The organism is Phenylobacterium sp. (assembly GCF_025351295.1).
Classification (GTDB): Bacteria; Pseudomonadota; Alphaproteobacteria; order Caulobacterales; family Caulobacteraceae; genus Phenylobacterium.
This window is the reverse complement of the sequence record NZ_JANXWD010000076.1, coordinates 22820-41899: the sequence shown is the minus strand read 5'-3', so window position 1 is coordinate 41899 and position 19080 is coordinate 22820. Positions and strand designations below refer to the sequence as shown.

Genomic DNA, 19080 nt, shown 5'->3' with positions numbered 1-19080 from the left:
CGGCGGAACAGCCCGCGCCGGCCGCCAGCCGGGCGGTGAGCGCGCCCGGCCTGCCCGCCGTCGGCCTCGCCGCCCTGCGCCAGGCCATGAGCCGCGACGCCGGGGTGATCCGCGACGCGGCGGGCCTGGCCCGACTGCTGGACCTGATCGACGCCCTGGAACACGCCCATGGACGCAGCGCGCCGCTGGTGGCCGCGCGCCTGATCGCCGCCGCCGGCCTCGCCCGCCAGGAGAGCCGTGGCGGCCACTTCCGCGCCGACTTCACGGGCGCCCAGGCCGCGGCCCGTACGCGGGTCACGCTGGACCAGATCCAGCCCCTCGCCTTCAGGTTCGCCGCCGAATGATCGACCCGATCCCGGATCTGTTGCTGGCGCCCGTCGTCCGCGCGGCGCTGGCAGAAGACCTCGGTCGCGCTGGCGATATCACCGCCGCGGCCTGTGTTCCCGCTACGACCACGCTCAGCGCCGCCTTCTCCACCCGCCGCGGCGGGGTGGTGGCGGGCCTGGCCTGCGTGCGCCTGGCCATCGCCCAACTGGACCCCACCGTGGTCTATGAGCCGATGGCGGAGGATGGCCAGGCGGTCCCGGCCGGGACCACTCTGGCCCGGGTGCACGGCAACGCACGGGCGATCCTCAGCGCCGAGCGCACGGCGCTCAACCTGCTGGGCCGGCTGTGTGGCATCGCCACCCTGACCCAGGACTTCGTGGAGGCGGTGGCCGGGACCCGCGCCCGGATCACCGACACCCGCAAGACCACGCCGGGCCTGCGCGCCCTGGAGAAGTACGCCGTGCGCTGTGGCGGCGGGATCAACCACCGCTTCGGCCTGGATGACGCCATCCTGATCAAGGACAACCATGTCGCGGCCTGCGGCTCGGTGGGCGAGGCGGTGCGCCGCGCCAAGGCCTACGCCGGCCACCTGGTGAAGGTCGAGGTCGAGGTCGACAGCCTGGTCCAGCTGCAGGAAGCTCTGGCGCACGATCCCGACGTGATCATGCTGGACAACTTCAACCTGATCGACATGCGCGAGGCGGTCAGCATCGTCGGCGGCCGGGTGACCCTGGAGGCCTCGGGCGGCGTCACGCTCGACACCGTCCGCGCCATCGCCGAGACCGGGGTGGACGTCATCAGCGTCGGCGCCCTCACCCACTCGGCCCGCGTGCTGGACATCGGCCTCGACGCGGTCAGCAACTAGACGGGCGCCGGCCCCCAGCCGGCGGATCTGCGCCATGAACCCCGCGTCCAGCATCGCCTCGGCCGCGCCGAGCCCGCCCGGCACGCACAGCACGTCGCAGCGTTCGCCTTCGCCAGGTCGGCCAGGCGGGTGAAGACCAGCCCCTCGGCCTCGCTGTCCCGCCCGCCCAGCGAGGCGACCGTGACGTCGGCGTTCGGCGTGCGCACCAGCACCTGGTGCGGGCCGATGAAGTCCAGGTGGGTCACGCCGGGATAGAGCTCGAAGACGATCTGCAGCTCGGACATCGGCGGCCTCCTTAGGGTTGACGCCGCGACCCTAGAAGCGCATCCGTCTGGCTGCAATTTCATTGTTCCCACGGAACCTGCCATGCCACACCACATCGCCCTGGTGATCTTCCCCGACTTCCAGCTGCTGGACGCGGCCGGTCCGATCAGCGCCTTCGAGATCGCCGAGCGGTATCGGCCGGGGGCCTATGACCTGCGCGTCCAGGCGCCCGGCGGCGGGCCGGTGCGCAGTTCGGCCGGCGTCGCCCTCACCGCCGAGCCGCTGGGCGACGGGCCGTTCGACACGGTGATGGTGGCCGGCGGCAATGGCACGCGCCACATGGACGCCCTGTCGGAGATCACGGACTGGCTGCGGCGCGCGCCGGCGCGGCGCCATGCCAGCGTCTGCACCGGCGCCTTCCTGCTGGCCGAGGCGGGCCTGCTGGATGCGCGGCGCGCCACCACCCACTGGGCCAGCACCGAACGCTTCGCCCGGCGCTACCCGAAGGTGCGGGTCGACGCCGACCGCATCTTCATCCGCGACGGCGACGTCTGGACCTCGGCGGGCATCACCGCCGGCATCGACCTGTCGCTGGCGCTGATCGAGCAGGACCTGGGCAGCGACGTCGCCCGCGGCGTGGCCCAGCAGCTGGTGGTCCACCAGCGCCGGCCGGGCGGGCAGTCGCAGTTCTCGGCCCTGGTGGAGCTGGGCGGTCGCAGCGGCCGGTTCGCCGAGCTGATGGACTGGATGCGCGCCCACCTGGCCCAGCCGCTGACGGTCGAACGGCTGGCCGAGGAAGCCGCCATGAGCCCCCGCAACTTCGCCCGCGCCTTCGCCGCCGAGACCGGCACGACCCCGGCCAAGGCGGTCGAGCGCCTGCGCCTGGAGGCCGCGCGCACCGAGCTGGAGACCGGCCACGCGCCCATCGACCGGGTGGCGGAGCGCGCCGGGTTCGGCGACCCGGAACGGATGCGCCGCGCCTTCCTGCGCGCCTTCGGCCAGCCGCCCCAGGCGCTCAGGCGCTCGGCCCGGGCCTGACCTGGGGCCCCTGTTCGCGCAGGATCCGCAGGCTCTCGTTCTGTCGCTTGATGATGCCGATCAGCTCGCGCTTGCGCACCCCGTCCAGCTTGTCGTGCAGGTGCATGATCTCCAGCTCGGCGCGCAGGTTGACCACATAGTCGTGCTCCGCCGACTTCCGGTCGCGGGCGGCGGCGCGGTTCTGGCTCATCATGATGATCGGCGCCTGGATGGCCGCCAGCATCGACAGCACCAGATTCAGGAAGATGAAGGGGTAGGGGTCGAAGTCTAGGTGGAAGACCTTGGTCAGGACGTTCCAGCCGATCCACAGCGCCAGGACCGCCCCGAACGCGATGATGAAGCCCCAGGAGCCGCCGATCTCCGCGACCCGGTCGGCCAGCCGCTCGCCCCGCCGCCGCTCGTCATGCACCAGGTCGGGATGCAGGCCGGTGGGCGCCTCGGTGGCGATCAGGTCGATGACGCTGCGCTGCACCGGCGTCAGGTCGTCGTAGGGACAGTTGAGCAGGTCCTGAGCCAGCTGTTGTCGCGCGTCCACGGTCATCCGATTTACCCCCTCGAGGCGTAAGCGGTGTAGTTCGCAGGTTCAGCGGGACTCGGCCATGGCGGCAAGCGGCAAGGCGCAGGCGAGTGGCCGCCGCGCGATCTTCGTCACCGGGGCGGCCGGCGGCATCACGCTGTTGAACCGGATCGCGCCGGAGCGCGTCAGGACACGCCTGCGGAAACGGACTGAGGCGCTGTGAGCATCGCCGCCTCGGCCGGCTTGGCGGGCGGCGCGACCGGCGGCGGCGCGGCCTTCGCCGTCGCCGTCGCCGGGGACACCGGCTGCAACGAGGTCTCGATCGCCTTCTCCATCGAGGCCGATACCCGCAGTTCGGGGACCTGGGCCGCCGGACTGGAGATCAGCACCGCCGTCTCGACCAGGGGCTCATCGGCCGGCGCGTGGATCCGATAGGGCGAGAACTTGTAGAACACATGCGCGCCCACCGTGGCGACCCGCAGCATCTGCGGCGCCCAGAACGGCGAGACGGCGGTGGTGTGGTAGTGGGTAGCGGCGCCGATGCTGCTGGCCACCGCGCCGGCCAGGACGCGGGCGGCCACGGCGTGAGCACGGTCCCAGGCCAGGGCCTCGCGGCCTCGTCGCATCGAGCCGTCGCAGGCGAAGCTGAACTGGCAGCCGGCGTGACGGGCACCCTGGAAGACAACGCCGCAGACGGACTTCGGGAAGGCCGGGTGCTTGACCCGGTTCAGCACCACCTGGGCCACGGCGGCCTGGCCGCGGGGGCTCTCGCTGCGCGCCTCGTAATAGACCGCGTCGGTCAGGCATTCGAGATCGGCGCGATGCTGGGCGGCGAGCGCCCGCGCATCTGCCCGGGCGGCACGGCCGTATCGTTGCAGGCTGGCGCCATGGGCGTCGCCGTAGCCGCCCTGGGCGGCCGCGGCCATCCGTTCGGCGCGGGCATGGTCCGCGGCGCGCTCGCCCATTCCGGCGGCGAGATAGGTTGCGCCAAGGGCCAGGCCGATGCCTGCACCCCACAAAGCGGCGCTCATCGGCACGCGCCATTCGGCGCGCGCCTGCGTTCCAGATTTCAAAATTGAGCGGTCCTCAGTGGCGAGGGCGAACTGCCCCCCAACTCATTGTCGCCGCGGCCGCCCCTGCTCGTGCTGGTAGCGTCCGCCGGCAGGCCTGACCGGAGATCCGTGGGTCAGGCGACGGCAATTGATGAAGGGTTTATGAATGCCGCACCGGTCTCTGGCAACACTTTTTTGCGCCGCAGCATTAACGTCGCCGGCTCAGCCGGGGCTGCGCCAGCACGACCTGCCCCCGCAGAACCCTGACAACCCACGGGAATTCCGGAAAGTTCCCGGGTATCTGCATCTAGTCTTCGATGGACGCGCAAGTCTTCTGCAACCACGTTCGTTTACCTCATTCGCGCCTGAGGCGAACTGTGGCGAATCTTGCGGCCTGTGCTTGCGGCGGGCGGCCGCATCTGGCGCCCGTCTTGCTGCGTAAGACTCGTCGAGCAACAACGGGGAAGCGCAGGATGCGCAATCTCTTCCTGGCCCTGGCCACCCTGGCCGGCGTCCTGCTGGTCGCGGCGAACGCCGCGCACGGCTTCTAGAGCGTGTCAGGCGAAAGTGGATCCCGGTTTCGCCGCCCGACGCGCTCTAACTCAAAGAGGTAGAGCCTTTTTATCTGGTTCAAGTGAAAGGCGCTAGCGGGCGTACGGATAGGCCCGGGCGTCCTGGATCACGAGCCACAGCCGTCGCGCGTCCAGGGCGGCCGCGATGGCGAAGCCGGCCACCGTGGCCACCAGGGCCACGTTCAGGCCCAGGTCGAACTGGGTCTGCGCGCGCTCCACGACCAGGGCCGGCAGGCGCCCTGAGCTGATCTCCAGCCAGTGGCCCGCCTGCAGCAGCGACGCGGTCAGACCCGCGCCGGCCAGCGACCTGACCACGGTCACCGCCGCGTTCAGCCGCACCCAGCCCGGCCGCAGCAGCGCCGTCAGGTTGATGACCAGCTCGAAGGCCGAATAGGCCAGGACCGGCCAGAAGTAGACCGCGAACACCGGGGCCAGGTCGACCACCAGGACGCCCATGGCGGGCAACCAGCCCCGCAGCTGGATCGCGCCGGTCCACCACAGCAGGAACACCGCCCCCATCCCGATCTCGACCACCCGTTCGAACGGCGACTTGGCCCGGGCCCCGACCGGCGGCAGCTGGCGCGGACGCCAACGATAGACGAACCGCTGCAGGTTCAGCCGCTCGACCGCCACGGCGACCAGAGTGACGATCCCGAAGGCGAAGATCATCGATGTCAGTAGGCTGGGGACCGCGTCCTCGGCATGGGTCGCCGTCCCGGTAAAGGCCGCGCGGACGATGACGATCACCAGGTAGACCGCCGCGATGACCCCCAGCGTAACCTTCAGCCCCGACCACCACAGGGGGAAGATCTCCGGCCCCACCAGGTGCTGCACCTTGCGGTAGCGGCCGGCCACGATCAGCGGATTGCCGACCTCGATCAGCAGGGCTTCGAGCTCGCCGCGGTCCAGCGGCCGGCCCCGCGCCGCCTCCCGCAGTTCGATCTTGGTCAGCAGCTCGTCGCGCAGCTCGGCGGCGATGTCGGCGCGCTGACGAGCGGGCAGCTCCCGCGCCACGGCCGCCAGGTAGCGGTCCAGCAGGTCCTTCATGACTTGTTCCTCAGGATGGCGTCGACCGAGGCGTTGAGGCCGGTCCACTCCGCAATCAGGCGATCCAGCACGGCGCGGCCCTCGGTCGACAGCGTGTAGAAGCGTTTGTTGCGCCGCTCCTCCTCGCGCCATTCGCTGGTCAGAAGCCCCTGGGACTCCAGCCGCCGCAGCATCGGGTAGAGCGCGCCCTCATCGATCTCGACCCCGGCCTCGGCCAGCGCCTTGCGCAGGGTGTAGCCGTAGTGCTCGGCCTTAAGCTGGCCCAGCACCGCCAGGATCAGCGATCCACGGCGCAGCTCCTGGCGCAGCGTCTCGAAAATGTCGGTGTCGTTGGGCATCTTGCTGTGTGGCATACACTGTGTGACACATGGTGTCTACCACATACTGTGTGGCGTACAGTTCTTTCAGTTGCTCCGGCGTTGGGCGAGCTGTCGGCGAACGCTGGCTGAGGGGATCCTCCACGATCGTCCGACCGGGCGCCTCGGAGGCGCCGACAAGCCTGTAGCGGCCACGCTGTTGAGGACCCCCCGTCGGCATTCGCCGACACCTCCCCCAGGGGGGCCCATGAAGGGGGAGGGAAAAGGCTATCGCGTCACGATCGGGAAATTCGGGCGGGGCGGGGTCAGCCAGCTCAGCAGGCGGGCCAGCGCCTGGGGATCGCCGGTCACCTGCGCCCCCGCCGCCGGCGTGCCGGTCAGCGCCGCGGCCAGGAAGGCCGAGCGCGGCAGGGTGAGGGTGGCGTCGACCGCCCCGGCCTTCGGATCGGCCTCATAGGTCAGGACGTCGTGCTTCACCTGCACCCGGAAGCGCTCCCTGCGGTCGGGGAACACCAGGTCGACGACCACCTGGCCGTCCCGGGCCTTGGCCGGATCCAGCCGCACCGACATCAGGTCCAGCAGCATTGGGGTCGGGGTGTTGCGGATCAGGTCCAGCGAGGCCGCCTTCCCGGCCCCCGGCCGCACCCCGCCGCGCAGCTCCAGGGCGCCCGAGAGGTAGATGTTGCGCCAGATCGCGCTCTCCGCCCCCACCGCCTGGCGGTCGTAGACCCTGGCCAGCAGGCTCCGCGCCGCCGTGTTCGCCGCATCGGCCATGACCAACCGGTTGGCCAGCTCGCCGGCCCAGCGGTCGTCGCCCTTGTCGTAGGCGGCCTGGGCGGCGGCCAGCACGGTGGCCGGCCCGCCCATCATCGCCACATAGCGCCCCGCCTCGTCGGCCGGCTCCAGCGGCGCCAGGTGCGCCGGGTTGGCGTCGTACCAGCCCATGTAGCGCTGATAGACCGCGCGGCTGTTGAAGCTCATCGTCCCGTAGTAGCCGCGGTTGTACCACTCGTCGGCCAGCACCGGCGGCAGGGCGATCCGGTTGGCGATCTCCGGCCCGGTCAGGCCGTCGTTCATCAGCCGCACGGTCTGGTCGTGCAGGTATTTGTAGGCGTCGCGGTGCTTCTCCAGGAAGTCGACCACCACCGCCTGCCCGAACCGCGGCCAGGCATGGCTGGTGATCATGATGTCCGATTTATCGCCATACAGCCGCAGCGATTCCGAGAGGTAGTCCGCCCACGCCTTCGCATCGCGCACCAGGGCCCCGCGCGGCGTCAGGATGTTGTGCATCGTGGCGTTGGCGTTCTCCGCGAGGTCCAGCACCTTCAGGTCCGGCAAGTAGATGTTCATCTCGGCCGGCGCCTCGGTCCCCGGCGTGATCTGGAACTGCAGCCGCATGCCATCGACCACCAGCTCCTGGCCGGTACGGGTGATCTCGACGTTGGGCGGGACCAAGCTTTGGGTCCCGGCGCTCAGCGCGGGGCCGATGCCGGCGTTGACCTGGCCGTCCGGCCCCTTCGGCAGGAAGGTTCCGAACTGATAGGTGGCGCGCCTCGACATGGCCGCGCCGGCGATGACGTTCTCGCTGACCGCGGCCTCCAGGAACCCGGCCGGGGCGATCACCTTGACCCTGCCGGAGTCCACGTCCGCCTGGGCGACCAGGCCGCGCGCCCCGCCGAAGTGGTCGGTGTGGCTGTGAGTGTAGACAATGGCGACCACCGGCCGCGCGCCCAGCTTCTCGTTGGCCAGGTCCAGGGCCGCCTTGGCCGCCTCGGTGGAGGTCAGGGTGTCGATGACGATCCAGCCGGTCTTGCCGGCGATGAAGGTGGCGTTGGCCAGGTCGAAGCCGCGCACCTGCCACACACCCTTGGTGACCTGGAACAGGCCGCTCTTAGCCAGCAGCTGCGACTGGCGCCACAGGCTGGGGTTCACGCTGGCCGGGGCCGGGCCCTGCAGGAAGTCGTAGGCGGTCAGGTCCCAGACCACATGGCCGTCGGCGCCCAGGATCTTCGGGTCCGCCCGCGTGCCCACGAAGCCCCGCTCGGCGAACGCGAAGTCCTGGCGATCGGTGAAGTCCGGGCCGGCCGCGGGCGCGCCGCGCGCCATCGGCCCCGCGGCCAGCATCAGGCCGCATGCGGCCCCAAGGATGGATCTCTTCATGTCGCGCCTCCCGCGCCAACCCTGGCGCCAGGGCGGCGGGCTTGGCAATCGACGCGGAATCGGCGGGGCCGTTTCCGCCGCCCCAAACCCTATCCCGGCCGGACGATATGGCCCTCGTCGGGCCGGACAGCGCCCGCCACGACGTCGGCGTAGATCGCCTGAAGCGCGTCGGGGCCGACGTGATGTTTCAGGGCCAGCCAGGGGTTCCCGGTGATGAAATCCGTCAGTTCGGCGTTGAAGCGGCGATCCAGCTCCTCCGGACCCCAATCCTGCATCCGCTGACGTATGCGGTCGGGGGCAAAGAAGAAGGAAGGCGTGGGGCCAGAATCGGGCGGAGCGCCGCGCTCGGCATCCCAGTGTGTGAGGCCGACGCCGATGATGCTGGTCAGGGCCGGGCCAAGCCGGTCGTGGACCTGATGCGTAACGGCGCTGCGGCCCGCGAAATCCACATAGGTGGTCGGCTCTGCGACGCTGACGGCGGCGATGTCGTCGTAGGCGTGAAGCGCGTCATAGAGGCCGGTGCCGCGCAGTAGCTCCAGGTGGGCCGGGGAGGTCAGCCCCGCCACCGGGATGCCGCGCCGGCGCGCCAGCCAGGCCAGGCCCATCGCTGTCTTGCTGGACGCGCTGGAGAGCACCAGTGCGCCCGGTGCGGTGTCGGCGATCTGATCGTCGAGCACGAACGAGGTCATGAACAGCGGCCGCAACAGTGCGCGCCAGTCGTCGTCGGGCCCAGGCTCTGCGGCCTGATAGGCGTTGTAAGCGCCCGGCAGTTCGGCGCGGTGAGGCGACGTCTCAACGAAGCCCGATGCCCGCGCTTTGAGACACAGGACGGTATGGCTGGACATCGGCCAGTAGCCGAACAGCCGAAGGCCGACCGGGGCGTCGGCGGCTCTGGAGCGTGTCACCCGGGCAAAGCCCCAGACCGGAATCCGCCCCTGGCCCTCCGGCGCCGGGAAGAACTTCCAGTAACCGATCATGTCGCCGGCCGCGCCATAGGTGATGTTGTTGGCGGTGAGCGCGAAACTCTCGATCGCGAAAAGGGCCTCCCCGTCGTCCAGGGCTATGCCTGGATCGGCGGGCGCGAGGGTGGTGCGCCGCAGGTCGCTCCGGTCGACGAGAAGGTCCCAGCCGGTCACTCAGATATTCGCCCAGTTGCCGTGGAAGCCGAACGGCATCCGGCGTGGCATCTGCGCTACCGCGATCGGGCCTTTGGCCACGTCCTGGGCCTCAAGGATCAGCAGGTCCGAGCGGTTCTCGGCCGCGCGCCAGACCACCGCGGTCAGCCAGCCGTCGCCTTCCGGAGCGTCGGCCGACCGCGGCACGAACACCGGCTCCGAGGTCAGGTCGCCGCCCGTCAGCTCATAGACCTGGCGCTGGCCGGTCGCGAGGTCCAGATGGGCGATCGCGCACTGGCGGATCGTGCCGCTGGCCGTGGGATCGGCGGCGTACCAGGCGTGGCGGTGCTTGCGGGTCTCGACCCGCGGGTCGACGCGAGGGAACTCGCCGTCCAGGTCGTCCAGCGGGGTCTCCAGGATCGCATCCGACGCGGCGTCCAGGTCGAAGGTCCAGCGCACCAGCCGGGCCGCCGCCTTGTCGCCCGCCGTGCCGTCGGCGTTGGGGAACAGCGGCGCCACGTCGTAGCGCATCACGTCGCAGAAGATCTTGCCGCCCTCTTCCCAGCTGTTCAGCGGGTGGAAGACGTAGCAGGCCTCGGTGTTGAACCAGCGGATCGTCGTGACATCCGCGTCGCGGCGCATGACGCCGACATAGGACCCCTTCTGTGGCTCCCAGGCGAACGGCGGCCGCCCGCCTATCGCCCGCTCCAGGCTGCCGGTCAGCGGCAGCACCGGGAACAGGACGTGGTTTTCCGTGACCATGAAGTCGTGGACCATCGAGGAATAGGGCGCCTGGAAGTCCTGGCGGCGCGTCACCGTCCCGTCGGCGGCGGTGATCCCGTAGCTCATGCCCGCCGACAGCGGCATCTCGCCGACCCCATAGCCGAACCAGGTCATCACCCCGGTCACCGGGTCGATCTTCGGGTGCGCAGTCACCCGTCCGCCATAGGGCCGCACATAGCCGCGGCTCTCCAGGGTGTTCGGATCCATCTCGAAGGGGTGGTGCGCCTCTTCCAGCGCCATCAGCTTGCCGGCGTGCCAGATGATGTTGGTGTTGGCGACCCCGCCCTCGTTGCCGAGCGCGATCGGGTCGGTGGTCATCGGGTTGCCCATCGAGCCGAACAGGGCGCGGCCATGCTCGTGCTCCAGCTCCCACTTCGGCGTGCGAACGTAGCGGTTGCGATAGCTGACCTTGCCATCGGCCACATAGAAGCCGTGCACCATGCCGTCGCCGCCGAACCAGTGGTGGCTGGCCGGGTCGCGCGGTTCGAACTGCGGGTTCGGGCCGACGCGGAACAGGGCGCCGCGCAGGCCGGCCGGAATCTCTCCCTGGACCTTCAGGTCGAAGTCGTCCTCAGATCGCACCGGCGCAAAATTGCCCGCGAGATAGGGATTGATGCGCACATCACCGTCCATGGCCGATCCTCCGGATAGCGTTATGTAACTTACGTTGTAAATTTATGATCAACCCCTTAGCCGTTGGCAAGTACCTTTTTCGTGAGCGAGTCGAATGCCGCGCGTCCTGACCGAGACCGACGTCGCCGACTTCCGCGAGCGCCTGTGCGAAGCCGCCGAGCGGCTGTTCGCCGAAAAGGGGGCGGGCTCGGTGACCATGCGCCAGCTGGCCGCCGACCTGGGCGTCTCGCCGATGACGCCCTATCGCTATTTCCAGGACAAGGACGACATCCTGGCCGCCGTGCGCACCAACGGCTTCACCCGCTTCGCCCAGGCGCTGGAGACCGCGCGCGCCGACGCCCCGGACGCCCATTCGCGGGGCGAGGCGGTGGGCGAGGCCTATGTCCGCTTCGCTCTCGATCATCCACATTCCTACAAGCTGATGTTCGATCTCAACCAGCCGAACGTCGGGAAATACCCCGAGCTGATCGCCGCCGGCCTGCGGGCGCGGGCGACCATGACCGACCACGTGCAGGACTCCATCGCCGCCGGCCTCTACCAGGGCGATCCGGACCAGATCGGGATGATGTTCTGGGCGGCGGTGCACGGGGTGGTGGTGCTGCAGCTGGCCGGCATGCTGCCGCCGGGCCGGGCGCGCGACCTCTACCTTGCGCTGAACACCACCCTCGCCAGAGGCTTGCGACCCGACGCTTGACGCACGTCGCGGCAAGGCGGTGACCTGTCCTGCAACGGGAGGCGAACCATGGCCGAGATCAAACCCTTCGAAGTGGCTTGGACGGACGCCGAGGTCGCAGCGGTGCTGGACCGGGTCCGCGCCTATCCCTGGCCGCCGGCGCCGGAGGTTCCCGACGGCTGGGCCTATGGTTGCGATGGCCCGTACCTGAAGGCGCTCTGCGATCACTGGACCGGGGCCTACGACTGGCGCGCGGCCATGGCCGACCTCAACCGCTTCCCGCAGTTCACCGCGCGGGTCGAGGACTTCGACCTCCACTTCCTGCACGTGGTGGGCGAGGCCGGCGGCCAGCGCCCGCTGATCGTCACCCACGGCTGGCCGGGCTCGCACTATGAGTTCTGGCAGGCGATCGAGAAGCTGGCGTTCCCGTCCCGCTTCGGCGGCAACCCGGCCGACGCCTTCGACCTGGTGATCCCCTCCCTCCCCGGTTTCGGGTTCTCGTCCAAGCCCACCCGGCCCATCGGCCAGCGCACCACCGCGCGGCTGTTCAACACCCTGATGACCCAGGTGCTGGGGTATTCCACCTACCTGGCCCAGGGCGGCGACTGGGGCGCGCTGGTGACCTCCTGGCTGGGCCGCGACCACGGCGCCCACGCCCGCGGCATCCACCTCAACATGCTGGGCTTCCGTCCGCCGGGCGGCCCCGAGGGCGAGGCAGAAGTTGCCTGGGCCGCGCGCCAGGCCGGGGCCATGGACGTGATGGGCGCCTACTTCCGCCTGCAGGTCTCCAAGCCGCAGTCGATCGCCTGGATGGGGGCCGGCAACCCGGTCGGCCAGGCCGCCTGGATCGCCGAGCGCTTCCACGACTGGTCGGACCTGTCGAAGAAGTCGATAGACGAGGCCTACCCAAAGGACCGGCTGCTCACCAGCATCATGCTCTACGTGATGACCGGCAGCTTCACGCCCGGCGCCTGGTACTACCGCGGCCTCGTCGAGGAAGGCGGCCTGGCCTTCGAGCCCGGCCAGCGCCTGGAGGTCCCCACCGCGTTCGCCAACTTCCCCGGCGAGCCGCTGTACCAGGCCCCGCCCCGCTCGTTCGCGGAGCGCGCCTACAACATCGTCCGCTGGACCGACATGCCCAGCGGCGGCCACTTCGCCGCCATGGAGGAACCTGACCTCTACGTCGACGACGTGCGGGCGTGGGGCCGGGAGACCTGATCGCGCCATCGGGGCCACCTTGCGGGTGAGGAGACAAGCGGCTGGCTTGCCGGGTTTTGTGGGCCTGCGCTGGCGATGAGCGAAGCCGCCAGCTAATAGCCCAGCCATGGCCCGTTACGACTTCGCGTCCGACAATACCGCCCCCGCCACGCCCGAGGCGATGGCCGCGCTGGTCGCCGCCAACAGCGGCTTCACCTCCGGCTACGGTACGGACACGGTCACCGCCCGGGCCGCCGACCTGGTGCGCCAGATGCTGGACGCCGACGCCGAGGTGCGGTTCGTGGCCTCCGGCACCGCCGCCAACGCCATCTCGCTGGCAGCGCTGTGCCGCCCGTTTGAATCCGTACTGGCCCACGAGCACGCCCACGTCTGTACGGACGAGACCGGCGCGCCCGGCCTGTTCGGCCACGGCCTGGGCCTGGTCGGCCTGCCCGGCGCGTCCGGTAAGATCGACCCGGCCGGACTGGCCGCCCCCCTGGCCGCGCCGGACGTCTCCCATCGCCAGCCCATCGCCGCCCTCTCGCTGACCAACGCCACCGAATACGGCACGGTCTATGCGGCCTCCGAGCTCGCCGCCTTGATCGCCCCGGTGAAGGCCAAAGGCTATGGCGTCCATCTGGACGGCGCCCGGTTGGCCAACGCCGCGGCCGCCGGCTTCGACCTCAAGGCTATCGCCGGCCTGGGCGTCGATATCCTGGTGGTCGGCGGCACCAAGGCCGGCATGCCGCCCACCGAGGCGGTGGTGATCTTCGACCGCGCCATCGCGCGCCGGTTCGATGCGCGCCTGAAGCAGGGCGGCCAGTTGCCGTCCAAGGGCCGGTTCTACGCCGCACCGTTCATCGGCATGCTGCAAGACGGCGCCCTCTTGCGCCACGCCACCCACGCCAACGCCATGGCCCGCCGGCTGGCCGAGCGTCTGCCGTTGCGCGTCACCCACGCCGTAGAGGCCAACGCCGTCTTCGTCGAGATGGACGCCGCGCGGCTGGCCGCGCTCCACGCCGCGGGCTGGTTCGTCTACCGATTCCTCGACGGTTCGGTCCGCTTCATGTGCTCGTGGGCGACGACCGAATCCGCCATCGACGAGATCGCAGAGGCGGCCCACCGCCTGGTGTGAGCTTCGACCCGCCAAGCCTGCCGGCCCTTCCTCTCCCGCGGCACGCGGGGGAGGAAGGGCGGGAGAGGCCCCTACTCCGCGGCCGCCATCGCCCGCTGCACGACCATGCCGCCCAGGCGGGCGTTGATGATCGCCTCGGCCTCGCGGACGATGCGGTGGATCAGTTCGGCGCAGGTGGGGATGTCGTGGATCAGGCCCTGGATCTGGCCGGCCGACCAGATGCCGGCGTCGTTGTCGCCGATCTCATAGACGCCGCGGCCCCGCGTGCCGGCCACCAGTTCGCGGACGTCCTCGAACTTCGCGCCCTGCTTCTCCATCGCCACCACCTGCTGGCTGACGGCGTTCCTCGCCACCCGGGCGGTGTTGTGCATGGTGCGGAAGATCAGGTCGGTGGCGCGCTCGTCGTTGGCGACGATCTGCTCCTTGATCTTCTGGTGGATCGGGCTCTCGACCGTGGCCATGAAGCGGGTGCCCATGTTGATGCCCTCGGCGCCCAGCGCCAGGGCCGCGACCAGGCCGCGCGCATCGCCGAAGCCGCCGGAGGCGATCATCGGGATCTTGATCTTGTCGGCCGCGGCCGGGATCAGGATCAGGCCGCCGACGTCGTCCTCGCCCGGGTGGCCGGCGCATTCCAGGCCGTCGATGGAGATGGCGTCGACGCCCATCCGCTCGGCCGACAGCGCGTGGCGCACGGCGGTGCACTTGTGGATCACCTTGATCCCGTGGGCCTTGAAGTGGTCGACGTGCTCCTGCGGCTTGTAGCCGGCGGTCTCGACGATCTTGACGCCGCCGTCGATGATCGCCTGGCGGTACTCCGCGTAGGGCGGCGGGGTGATCGCCGGCAGGATGGTCAGGTTCACCCCGAACGGCTTGTCGGTCAGGCTGCGGCAGCGCGCGATCTCCTCGCGCAGCTTGTCCGGCGTCGGCTGGGTCAGCGCGGTGATGAAGCCCAGGCCGCCGGCGTTGGCCACGGCGGCCACCAGCTCGGCGCGGCCCACCCACTGCATGCCGCCCTGCACGACCGGATGCTCGATCCCGAACATCTCCGTAAACCGGGTCTTCAGCGCCATCGGACGTCCTCCCAAACGATTGTTCGGAACAGTTGAACCGCCAGACGCTGCGTCAGGCAAGCGCGTGGCCGGCCCGAGCGGACGAGCGCCTAGGAGAGCCCGCTGCGGCCGATGGCATAGAAGCGTTCGGCGCGCTTGGCCCGCAGTTCCACGGCCGAGAAGCCTTCCAGGGCCTTCAGCTCCGCCTCAACCGCATCGCCCACCGCGGTCATCGCGGCCCGCGGATCGGCGTGCGCCCCGCCGGCCGGCTCCGGGATGATCCGGTCGACGATCTTCATCTTCAGCAGGTCCTGGGCGCTGATCTTCATCGCCCGGGCCGCCTCGGCCGGCGTTCGCGAGCCACGCCACAGGATCGAGTTGGCCCCCTCCGGCGGGATCACCGAATAGACCGCGTGCTCCAGGATCAGCACCCGCGAGCCGCAGGCGATGCCCAGCGCCCCGCCCGAGCCGCCCTCGCCGGTGACCACCGCCACCATCGGCACGTCCAGCATCAGAGCCTTCTCGGTCGAGCGCGCGATCGCCTCGGCCACCCCGCGCTCCTCGGACGAGACGCCGGGATAGGCCGCGGTGGTGTCCACGAAGCTGATCACCGGCAGCTTGAACCGTTCGGCCAGCTCGAACAGCCGCACCGCCTTGCGGTAGCCCTCCGGCCGCGCATAGCCGAAGTTGTGCTTCACCCGGCTGGCGGTGTCGCGGCCCTTCTCATGGCCCATGACCACCACCGAGCGGCCCCGGAAGCGTCCGATGCCGCCCATGATCGCCTGGTCGTCGGCGAACTTGCGGTCGCCGCGCAGTTCCTGGAATTCGGCGATCAGAGCGCCGACGTAGTCGACGAAGTGCGGCCGTTCCGGATGGCGCGAGACCAGGGTCTTCTGCCAGGCGTCCAGGTTGGAATAGGCCTCGATCCGAAGCGCCTGGGCCCGCGCCCGCAGCGCCTCCAGCTCCTCGTCCAGGGCGCCTGGCCCCGCGGTGTCGGAAAGCTTGGACAGCTCCTCGATCTTGGCTTCGAGGTCGGCGATCGGTCGCTCGAACTCGAGGTAATGCGGGGCCATCGGCGATCCGTCCAAAGAGGCTGCCGCCCCAGCAAGCGGCGGAAATTAGGCGCGAACCGTCCCGCTCACAAGCGGCGAACCTGACGCAGCGTTCCCCTGACGAGGAACGCTCAAGCCGGCCAGCCGTTTGGGGCATTCGAGGACACCTGGAGAACAGAAATGAACAGCCTGGCCAAGGCCGGCATGGCTTCGGCGCTCGCGCTTGCGACCGCGCTGCCCGCCTACGCGCAACCGTATCCTGACGCGCCGCAATATCGCGAAACGCCCCAATATCGCGAAACGCCCGAGTCGGCCGCCGCGCGGCAGGACTACGACGCCCAGCGTTCACAGTACGAGGACCAGAAGGACCAGTACGACGCCCAGCAGCAGCAGTACCGCGACAGCCGCGACCGCTATCACGACGCGCGGATGAACTATGCCGACGCCCGGCGGGACTACGACCGCCGGCTGGCCGACTGGGAGAACGCCCGCGCGGCCTATGACGCCCGCTATGGTTACGGCGCCTACGCGCGCTACTACGCCCGGCCGACCTGGGACGAGCACGACTGGGCCGGCCGCGCTCCGGACGCCCGCGACTACAGCCGCAACGCCTCGTCGGGCGCCGTGGCCTGCAACAACAACTCCGCCGTCGGCGCGGGCGTGATCGGCGCCATCGCCGGGGCGGTGCTGGGCTCGAACGTGGCCGGCCACGGTGTCCGCACCGAGGGCGCGCTGCTGGGAGGCGTGCTGGGCGCGGCGGTCGGCGCCGGGGTGGGCCACGCCCATGACCAGTACAAGTGCGACGCCCGCGGCCCCTACTTCGCTTACGATGAGACCGTGCCCTACCGCGAGGGCCGCCAGCGGTATTCCAGCACCTACAACTACAGCTACTACAACCGCCAGCACTGCCGCCTGGCCGCCGCGCCGGTCGACTCCTATGGCGAAGACTACCGCTACGTCCGCGTCTGCCCGGATGGTGACGGCCGTTACAGGATCACGGGATAGCTGCGAGCCCATCCCTCCTCTTTAGTGGAGGGCCGACTCGATGAAGTCGAGCGGAGTGGGGAACGCATGTTCAAGCGCCGAGCTTGGCCGCGAGTTCCCCACCCTGGTCGCTGCGCGACCTGTCCCTCCCCTGAAGAGGAGGGATTAGCTCACCGCTTGCGCCCCAGCGGGTGCTTGGTCGCCATCACCTCGCGCAGCCGGTCGGACGCCACGTGGGTGTAGATCTGCGTCGTGGCGATATCGGCGTGGCCCAGCAGCTTCTGCACCACGCGCAGGTCGGCGCCGCCTTCCAGCAGGTGGGTGGCGAAGGCGTGGCGCAGCACGTGGGGGCTGACCCGGGCCGGGTCGATGCCGGCCCCGGCGGCGGCCTCGTCCAGAACCTGGGCGAACCGGCGCGGCGTCAGGCGCCCCGCCTTGCCGCGTGAGGGGAACAGCCACGGATTGGCCTTCTCGCCCTTGGACAGGAACTTCGGCCGTGCGTTGAGATAGGCCTTCACCGCCGTCCGCGCCGTGTCGTTCAGGGGCGCCAGCCGCTCCTTGCCGCCCTTGCCCTTGACGATCAGATAGGCCGGATCGCGCGCCAGCGCCGCCAGCGGCAGGGCCGTCAGCTCGGAAATCCGCAGGCCGGACGCATAGGCCAGTTCGATCATGCAGCCGAACCTCAGGCCCTGGGCGCCGTCGCGGGCCGAGGCCGCGGCGATCAGCCGGTCCATCTCGTCGCGCGACAGCACCTTGGGCAGCGGCCGGCCCTGCTTCGGCGCCTCTACCCGGCGGGAGGGGTCGTCGTCCCGCCAGCCCTCGCCCAGCACGAACCGGTAGAACTGCCGCACCGCCGCGCGCCGCCTCGCCGCCGTGGCCGGCGACAGGCCGCGCGCGCCCAGGCTGACGAAATAGGCCTCGATCTCTTCGGCGCTGGCCTCGGCCAGCCCGGTCCCGCGGGTCGCCAGGTAGCCGCCGGCGTCGGTCAGGTCGCGCGAATAGGCCGCCAGCGTGTTGTGCGCCGCCGCCCGCTCGACGGCCATCATCTCCAGGAACGCCTCGGCCCACTCCGCCCCCTTGGCGCTCACTTCAGCGCCTCCAGGCCCTCGAGCGCGAAGGCCCGCGCATCGGCGTCCAGCCCGACCTGGGCCAGGGCGTGGACGATCCGCACCCGGTCGCCCAGCGCCAGGCCCGCCGGCCCGGCCTCGGCGCTGGTCCAGAGCACCAGCAGCGCCGCCTCGCCCATGCGTTTGCCCTCGCCTGCCGCCGCCAGCGACAGACTGCGTCCGGCCGGCCCCTTGCCCTCCGGCACGGCGAACCCCGCGATCCGGGTCCGGTCCGGTCCGGTCAGCTCCGGCAGCAGCGCCGCCACCAGCAGGGTCGCGCCCTGCAGCCGCGCCCGGGTTCTGGCGTCCGCCTCGGCCGCCGCGGCGATCAGCGCCGACACCCCGGCCGCCGGCGGCGGGCCGGCCTGCAGGGCCGCGCCCAGCCCGCCGATCGCCCCGTCGATGGCGCTGACGTCGAACGTCGGCGGGGTCGGATCGGGCCGCGACGCCGCCTCGACCGCCGGGGCCGGCTTGGCCGCGCCCAGGTCCAGGCCCAGGCTGTTAGACAGCGCATAGTCCAGCCCGTTGCGCAGCGAGGCCGCGCCGGGCGCAGCGCCGGTCAGCTTCGCCGCCATCAGCCGGCCGTAGATCGGATCGCGCGCTTGCCCCTGGGCCAGGTCCAACGTCAGCTGCGCCTGGTCCTTCTTGCCCGCCTCGGCCTCGCAGAAGGCGCGCAGGCGCAGCCAGTAGACCTCGGCCCGTCCGACGCTGAGGTCCTCGGCGGTCGCGCAGGCCTTGGCGTTGTCCCCCGACAGCAGTGCGCGCTCGGCCACCGGCCGGGCCAGCTCCGGGGCGCGGTCCAGCCCCGCCTGCCGCTCCAGGATCGCCCCGGCCGCGGTCAGGTCGCCCAGCGCGATCAGGGCGTTGGCCCGCATGCCGACCAGGGCGGGGTCGGCGCCCGACCCCTCCGGTCCCGGCGCGCCGGTGGCCAGCACGCGCCGGGCCAGGGCCGCCGCGGCCGGCGACAGGGGCCTGGCCGCCAGCACCGGCAGCACCGTCCGCGCCAGCTCGATCGGCGTCCCACGCCACAGTTCGGCCGGCAGGCCGGTGTCGCGCCCCGATGCCGAGAAGGCGTCGGGCGCCGCCAGCGCCGTCACCTGCACCTGCGCGCCGGCAGGCGCCGCCGCCAGCCCCAGCAGGCCGGCGATAAGAGCGATACGCAACATGCCAATATCATACCCCATGCCCCGCGGT

The 19080-nt window shown here is 70.8% G+C and carries 18 protein-coding genes and 1 pseudogene; 7 read left to right on the top strand and 12 right to left on the bottom strand.

The window, feature by feature from the left end:
• Together Q0R13_RS11070 and nadC are read left to right on the top strand one after the other, a co-directional pair.
• A pseudogene (locus tag Q0R13_RS11070) lies at positions 1-344 on the top strand (L-aspartate oxidase); the annotation flags it as partial.
• Positions 341-1192 carry a carboxylating nicotinate-nucleotide diphosphorylase gene (nadC, locus tag Q0R13_RS11065; protein ID WP_293903814.1) on the top strand — a complete coding sequence of 284 codons (852 nt, stop codon included), beginning with the start codon at positions 341-343 and terminating at the stop codon, positions 1190-1192. The pseudogene Q0R13_RS11070 and the gene nadC, both read left to right, overlap by 4 nt.
• Here the strand turns inward: nadC and Q0R13_RS11060 are convergent.
• Entirely contained in the window at positions 1189-1476 is a 288-nt protein-coding gene (locus Q0R13_RS11060) for a hypothetical protein (protein WP_293903812.1), read from the bottom strand. The two genes, nadC and Q0R13_RS11060, sit on opposite strands and share 4 nt — an antisense overlap.
• 82 nt (positions 1477-1558) lie before the next feature.
• Here Q0R13_RS11060 and Q0R13_RS11055 point away from each other — a divergent pair, with 82 nt between their 5' ends.
• Positions 1559-2494, top strand: a complete 936-nt coding sequence (locus tag Q0R13_RS11055) for a GlxA family transcriptional regulator (protein ID WP_293903810.1) — start codon at positions 1559-1561, stop codon at positions 2492-2494.
• Here the strand turns inward: Q0R13_RS11055 and Q0R13_RS11050 are convergent.
• From Q0R13_RS11050 to Q0R13_RS11020, 7 genes are all read right to left on the bottom strand, one after another.
• The gene (locus tag Q0R13_RS11050; protein ID WP_293903808.1) at positions 2472-3035 is read right to left on the bottom strand and encodes a DUF1003 domain-containing protein; all 564 of its coding nucleotides are present in this window, start codon (positions 3033-3035) and stop codon (positions 2472-2474) included. The genes Q0R13_RS11055 and Q0R13_RS11050 overlap by 23 nt on opposite strands.
• A 161-nt stretch (positions 3036-3196) precedes the next feature.
• Entirely contained in the window at positions 3197-4042 is an 846-nt protein-coding gene (locus Q0R13_RS11045; protein WP_293903806.1) for a cell wall hydrolase, read from the bottom strand.
• A gap of 665 nt (positions 4043-4707) precedes the next feature.
• Positions 4708-5682, bottom strand: a complete 975-nt coding sequence (locus Q0R13_RS11040; RefSeq protein ID WP_293903804.1) for a hypothetical protein — start codon at positions 5680-5682, stop codon at positions 4708-4710.
• Positions 5679-6020 carry a PadR family transcriptional regulator gene (locus tag Q0R13_RS11035; protein WP_293903816.1) on the bottom strand — a complete coding sequence of 114 codons (342 nt, stop codon included), beginning with the start codon at positions 6018-6020 and terminating at the stop codon, positions 5679-5681. The genes Q0R13_RS11040 and Q0R13_RS11035 overlap by 4 nt, the downstream gene beginning before the upstream one ends.
• 246 nt (positions 6021-6266) lie before the next feature.
• Positions 6267-8159, bottom strand: a complete 1893-nt coding sequence (locus Q0R13_RS11030; RefSeq protein WP_293903802.1) for an alkyl sulfatase dimerization domain-containing protein — start codon at positions 8157-8159, stop codon at positions 6267-6269.
• An 89-nt stretch (positions 8160-8248) separates the two neighbouring features.
• On the bottom strand, positions 8249-9295 hold the full coding sequence (locus Q0R13_RS11025; protein ID WP_293903800.1) for a DUF2855 family protein: 1047 nt from the start codon (positions 9293-9295) through the stop codon (positions 8249-8251).
• Positions 9296-10690 (bottom strand): carotenoid oxygenase family protein, encoded by a 1395-nt coding sequence (locus Q0R13_RS11020; protein WP_293903797.1) that lies wholly within the window; start codon positions 10688-10690, stop codon positions 9296-9298.
• Between the two features lie 94 nt (positions 10691-10784).
• Between Q0R13_RS11020 and Q0R13_RS11015 the strand changes: the two genes are divergently transcribed.
• The 3 genes from Q0R13_RS11015 (at position 10785) to Q0R13_RS11005 (ending at position 13695) form a co-directional block, all read left to right on the top strand.
• Positions 10785-11384: a TetR/AcrR family transcriptional regulator gene (locus Q0R13_RS11015; RefSeq protein WP_293903794.1), complete on the top strand. Its 600-nt coding sequence runs from the start codon at positions 10785-10787 to the stop codon at positions 11382-11384.
• Between the two features lie 48 nt (positions 11385-11432).
• Positions 11433-12581, top strand: a complete 1149-nt coding sequence (locus tag Q0R13_RS11010; RefSeq protein WP_293903791.1) for an epoxide hydrolase family protein — start codon at positions 11433-11435, stop codon at positions 12579-12581.
• A 106-nt stretch (positions 12582-12687) separates the two neighbouring features.
• On the top strand, positions 12688-13695 hold the full coding sequence (locus Q0R13_RS11005) for a beta-eliminating lyase-related protein (RefSeq protein ID WP_293903788.1): 1008 nt from the start codon (positions 12688-12690) through the stop codon (positions 13693-13695).
• Positions 13696-13766: 71 nt separating this feature from the next.
• Here Q0R13_RS11005 and Q0R13_RS11000 read toward each other — a convergent pair whose 3' ends face one another.
• Together Q0R13_RS11000 and Q0R13_RS10995 are read right to left on the bottom strand one after the other, a co-directional pair.
• A complete protein-coding gene (locus Q0R13_RS11000) occupies positions 13767-14765 on the bottom strand; it encodes a nitronate monooxygenase family protein (protein ID WP_293903786.1) in 999 nt (332 codons plus the stop codon).
• Between the two features lie 89 nt (positions 14766-14854).
• On the bottom strand, positions 14855-15817 hold the full coding sequence (locus Q0R13_RS10995; protein WP_293903784.1) for an acetyl-CoA carboxylase carboxyltransferase subunit alpha: 963 nt from the start codon (positions 15815-15817) through the stop codon (positions 14855-14857).
• A 159-nt stretch (positions 15818-15976) separates the two neighbouring features.
• On the opposite strand from Q0R13_RS10995, the gene Q0R13_RS10990 reads away from it, so the two are divergent.
• A complete protein-coding gene (locus Q0R13_RS10990; RefSeq protein WP_293903782.1) occupies positions 15977-16801 on the top strand; it encodes a hypothetical protein in 825 nt (274 codons plus the stop codon).
• 149 nt (positions 16802-16950) lie between these two features.
• Here Q0R13_RS10990 and Q0R13_RS10985 read toward each other — a convergent pair whose 3' ends face one another.
• Entirely contained in the window at positions 16951-17868 is a 918-nt protein-coding gene (locus Q0R13_RS10985; RefSeq protein WP_293903779.1) for a tyrosine recombinase, read from the bottom strand.
• A complete protein-coding gene (locus Q0R13_RS10980; protein WP_293903776.1) occupies positions 17865-19052 on the bottom strand; it encodes a hypothetical protein in 1188 nt (395 codons plus the stop codon). The genes Q0R13_RS10985 and Q0R13_RS10980 overlap by 4 nt, the downstream gene beginning before the upstream one ends.
• Between the last annotated feature and the right edge of the window lie 28 nt (positions 19053-19080).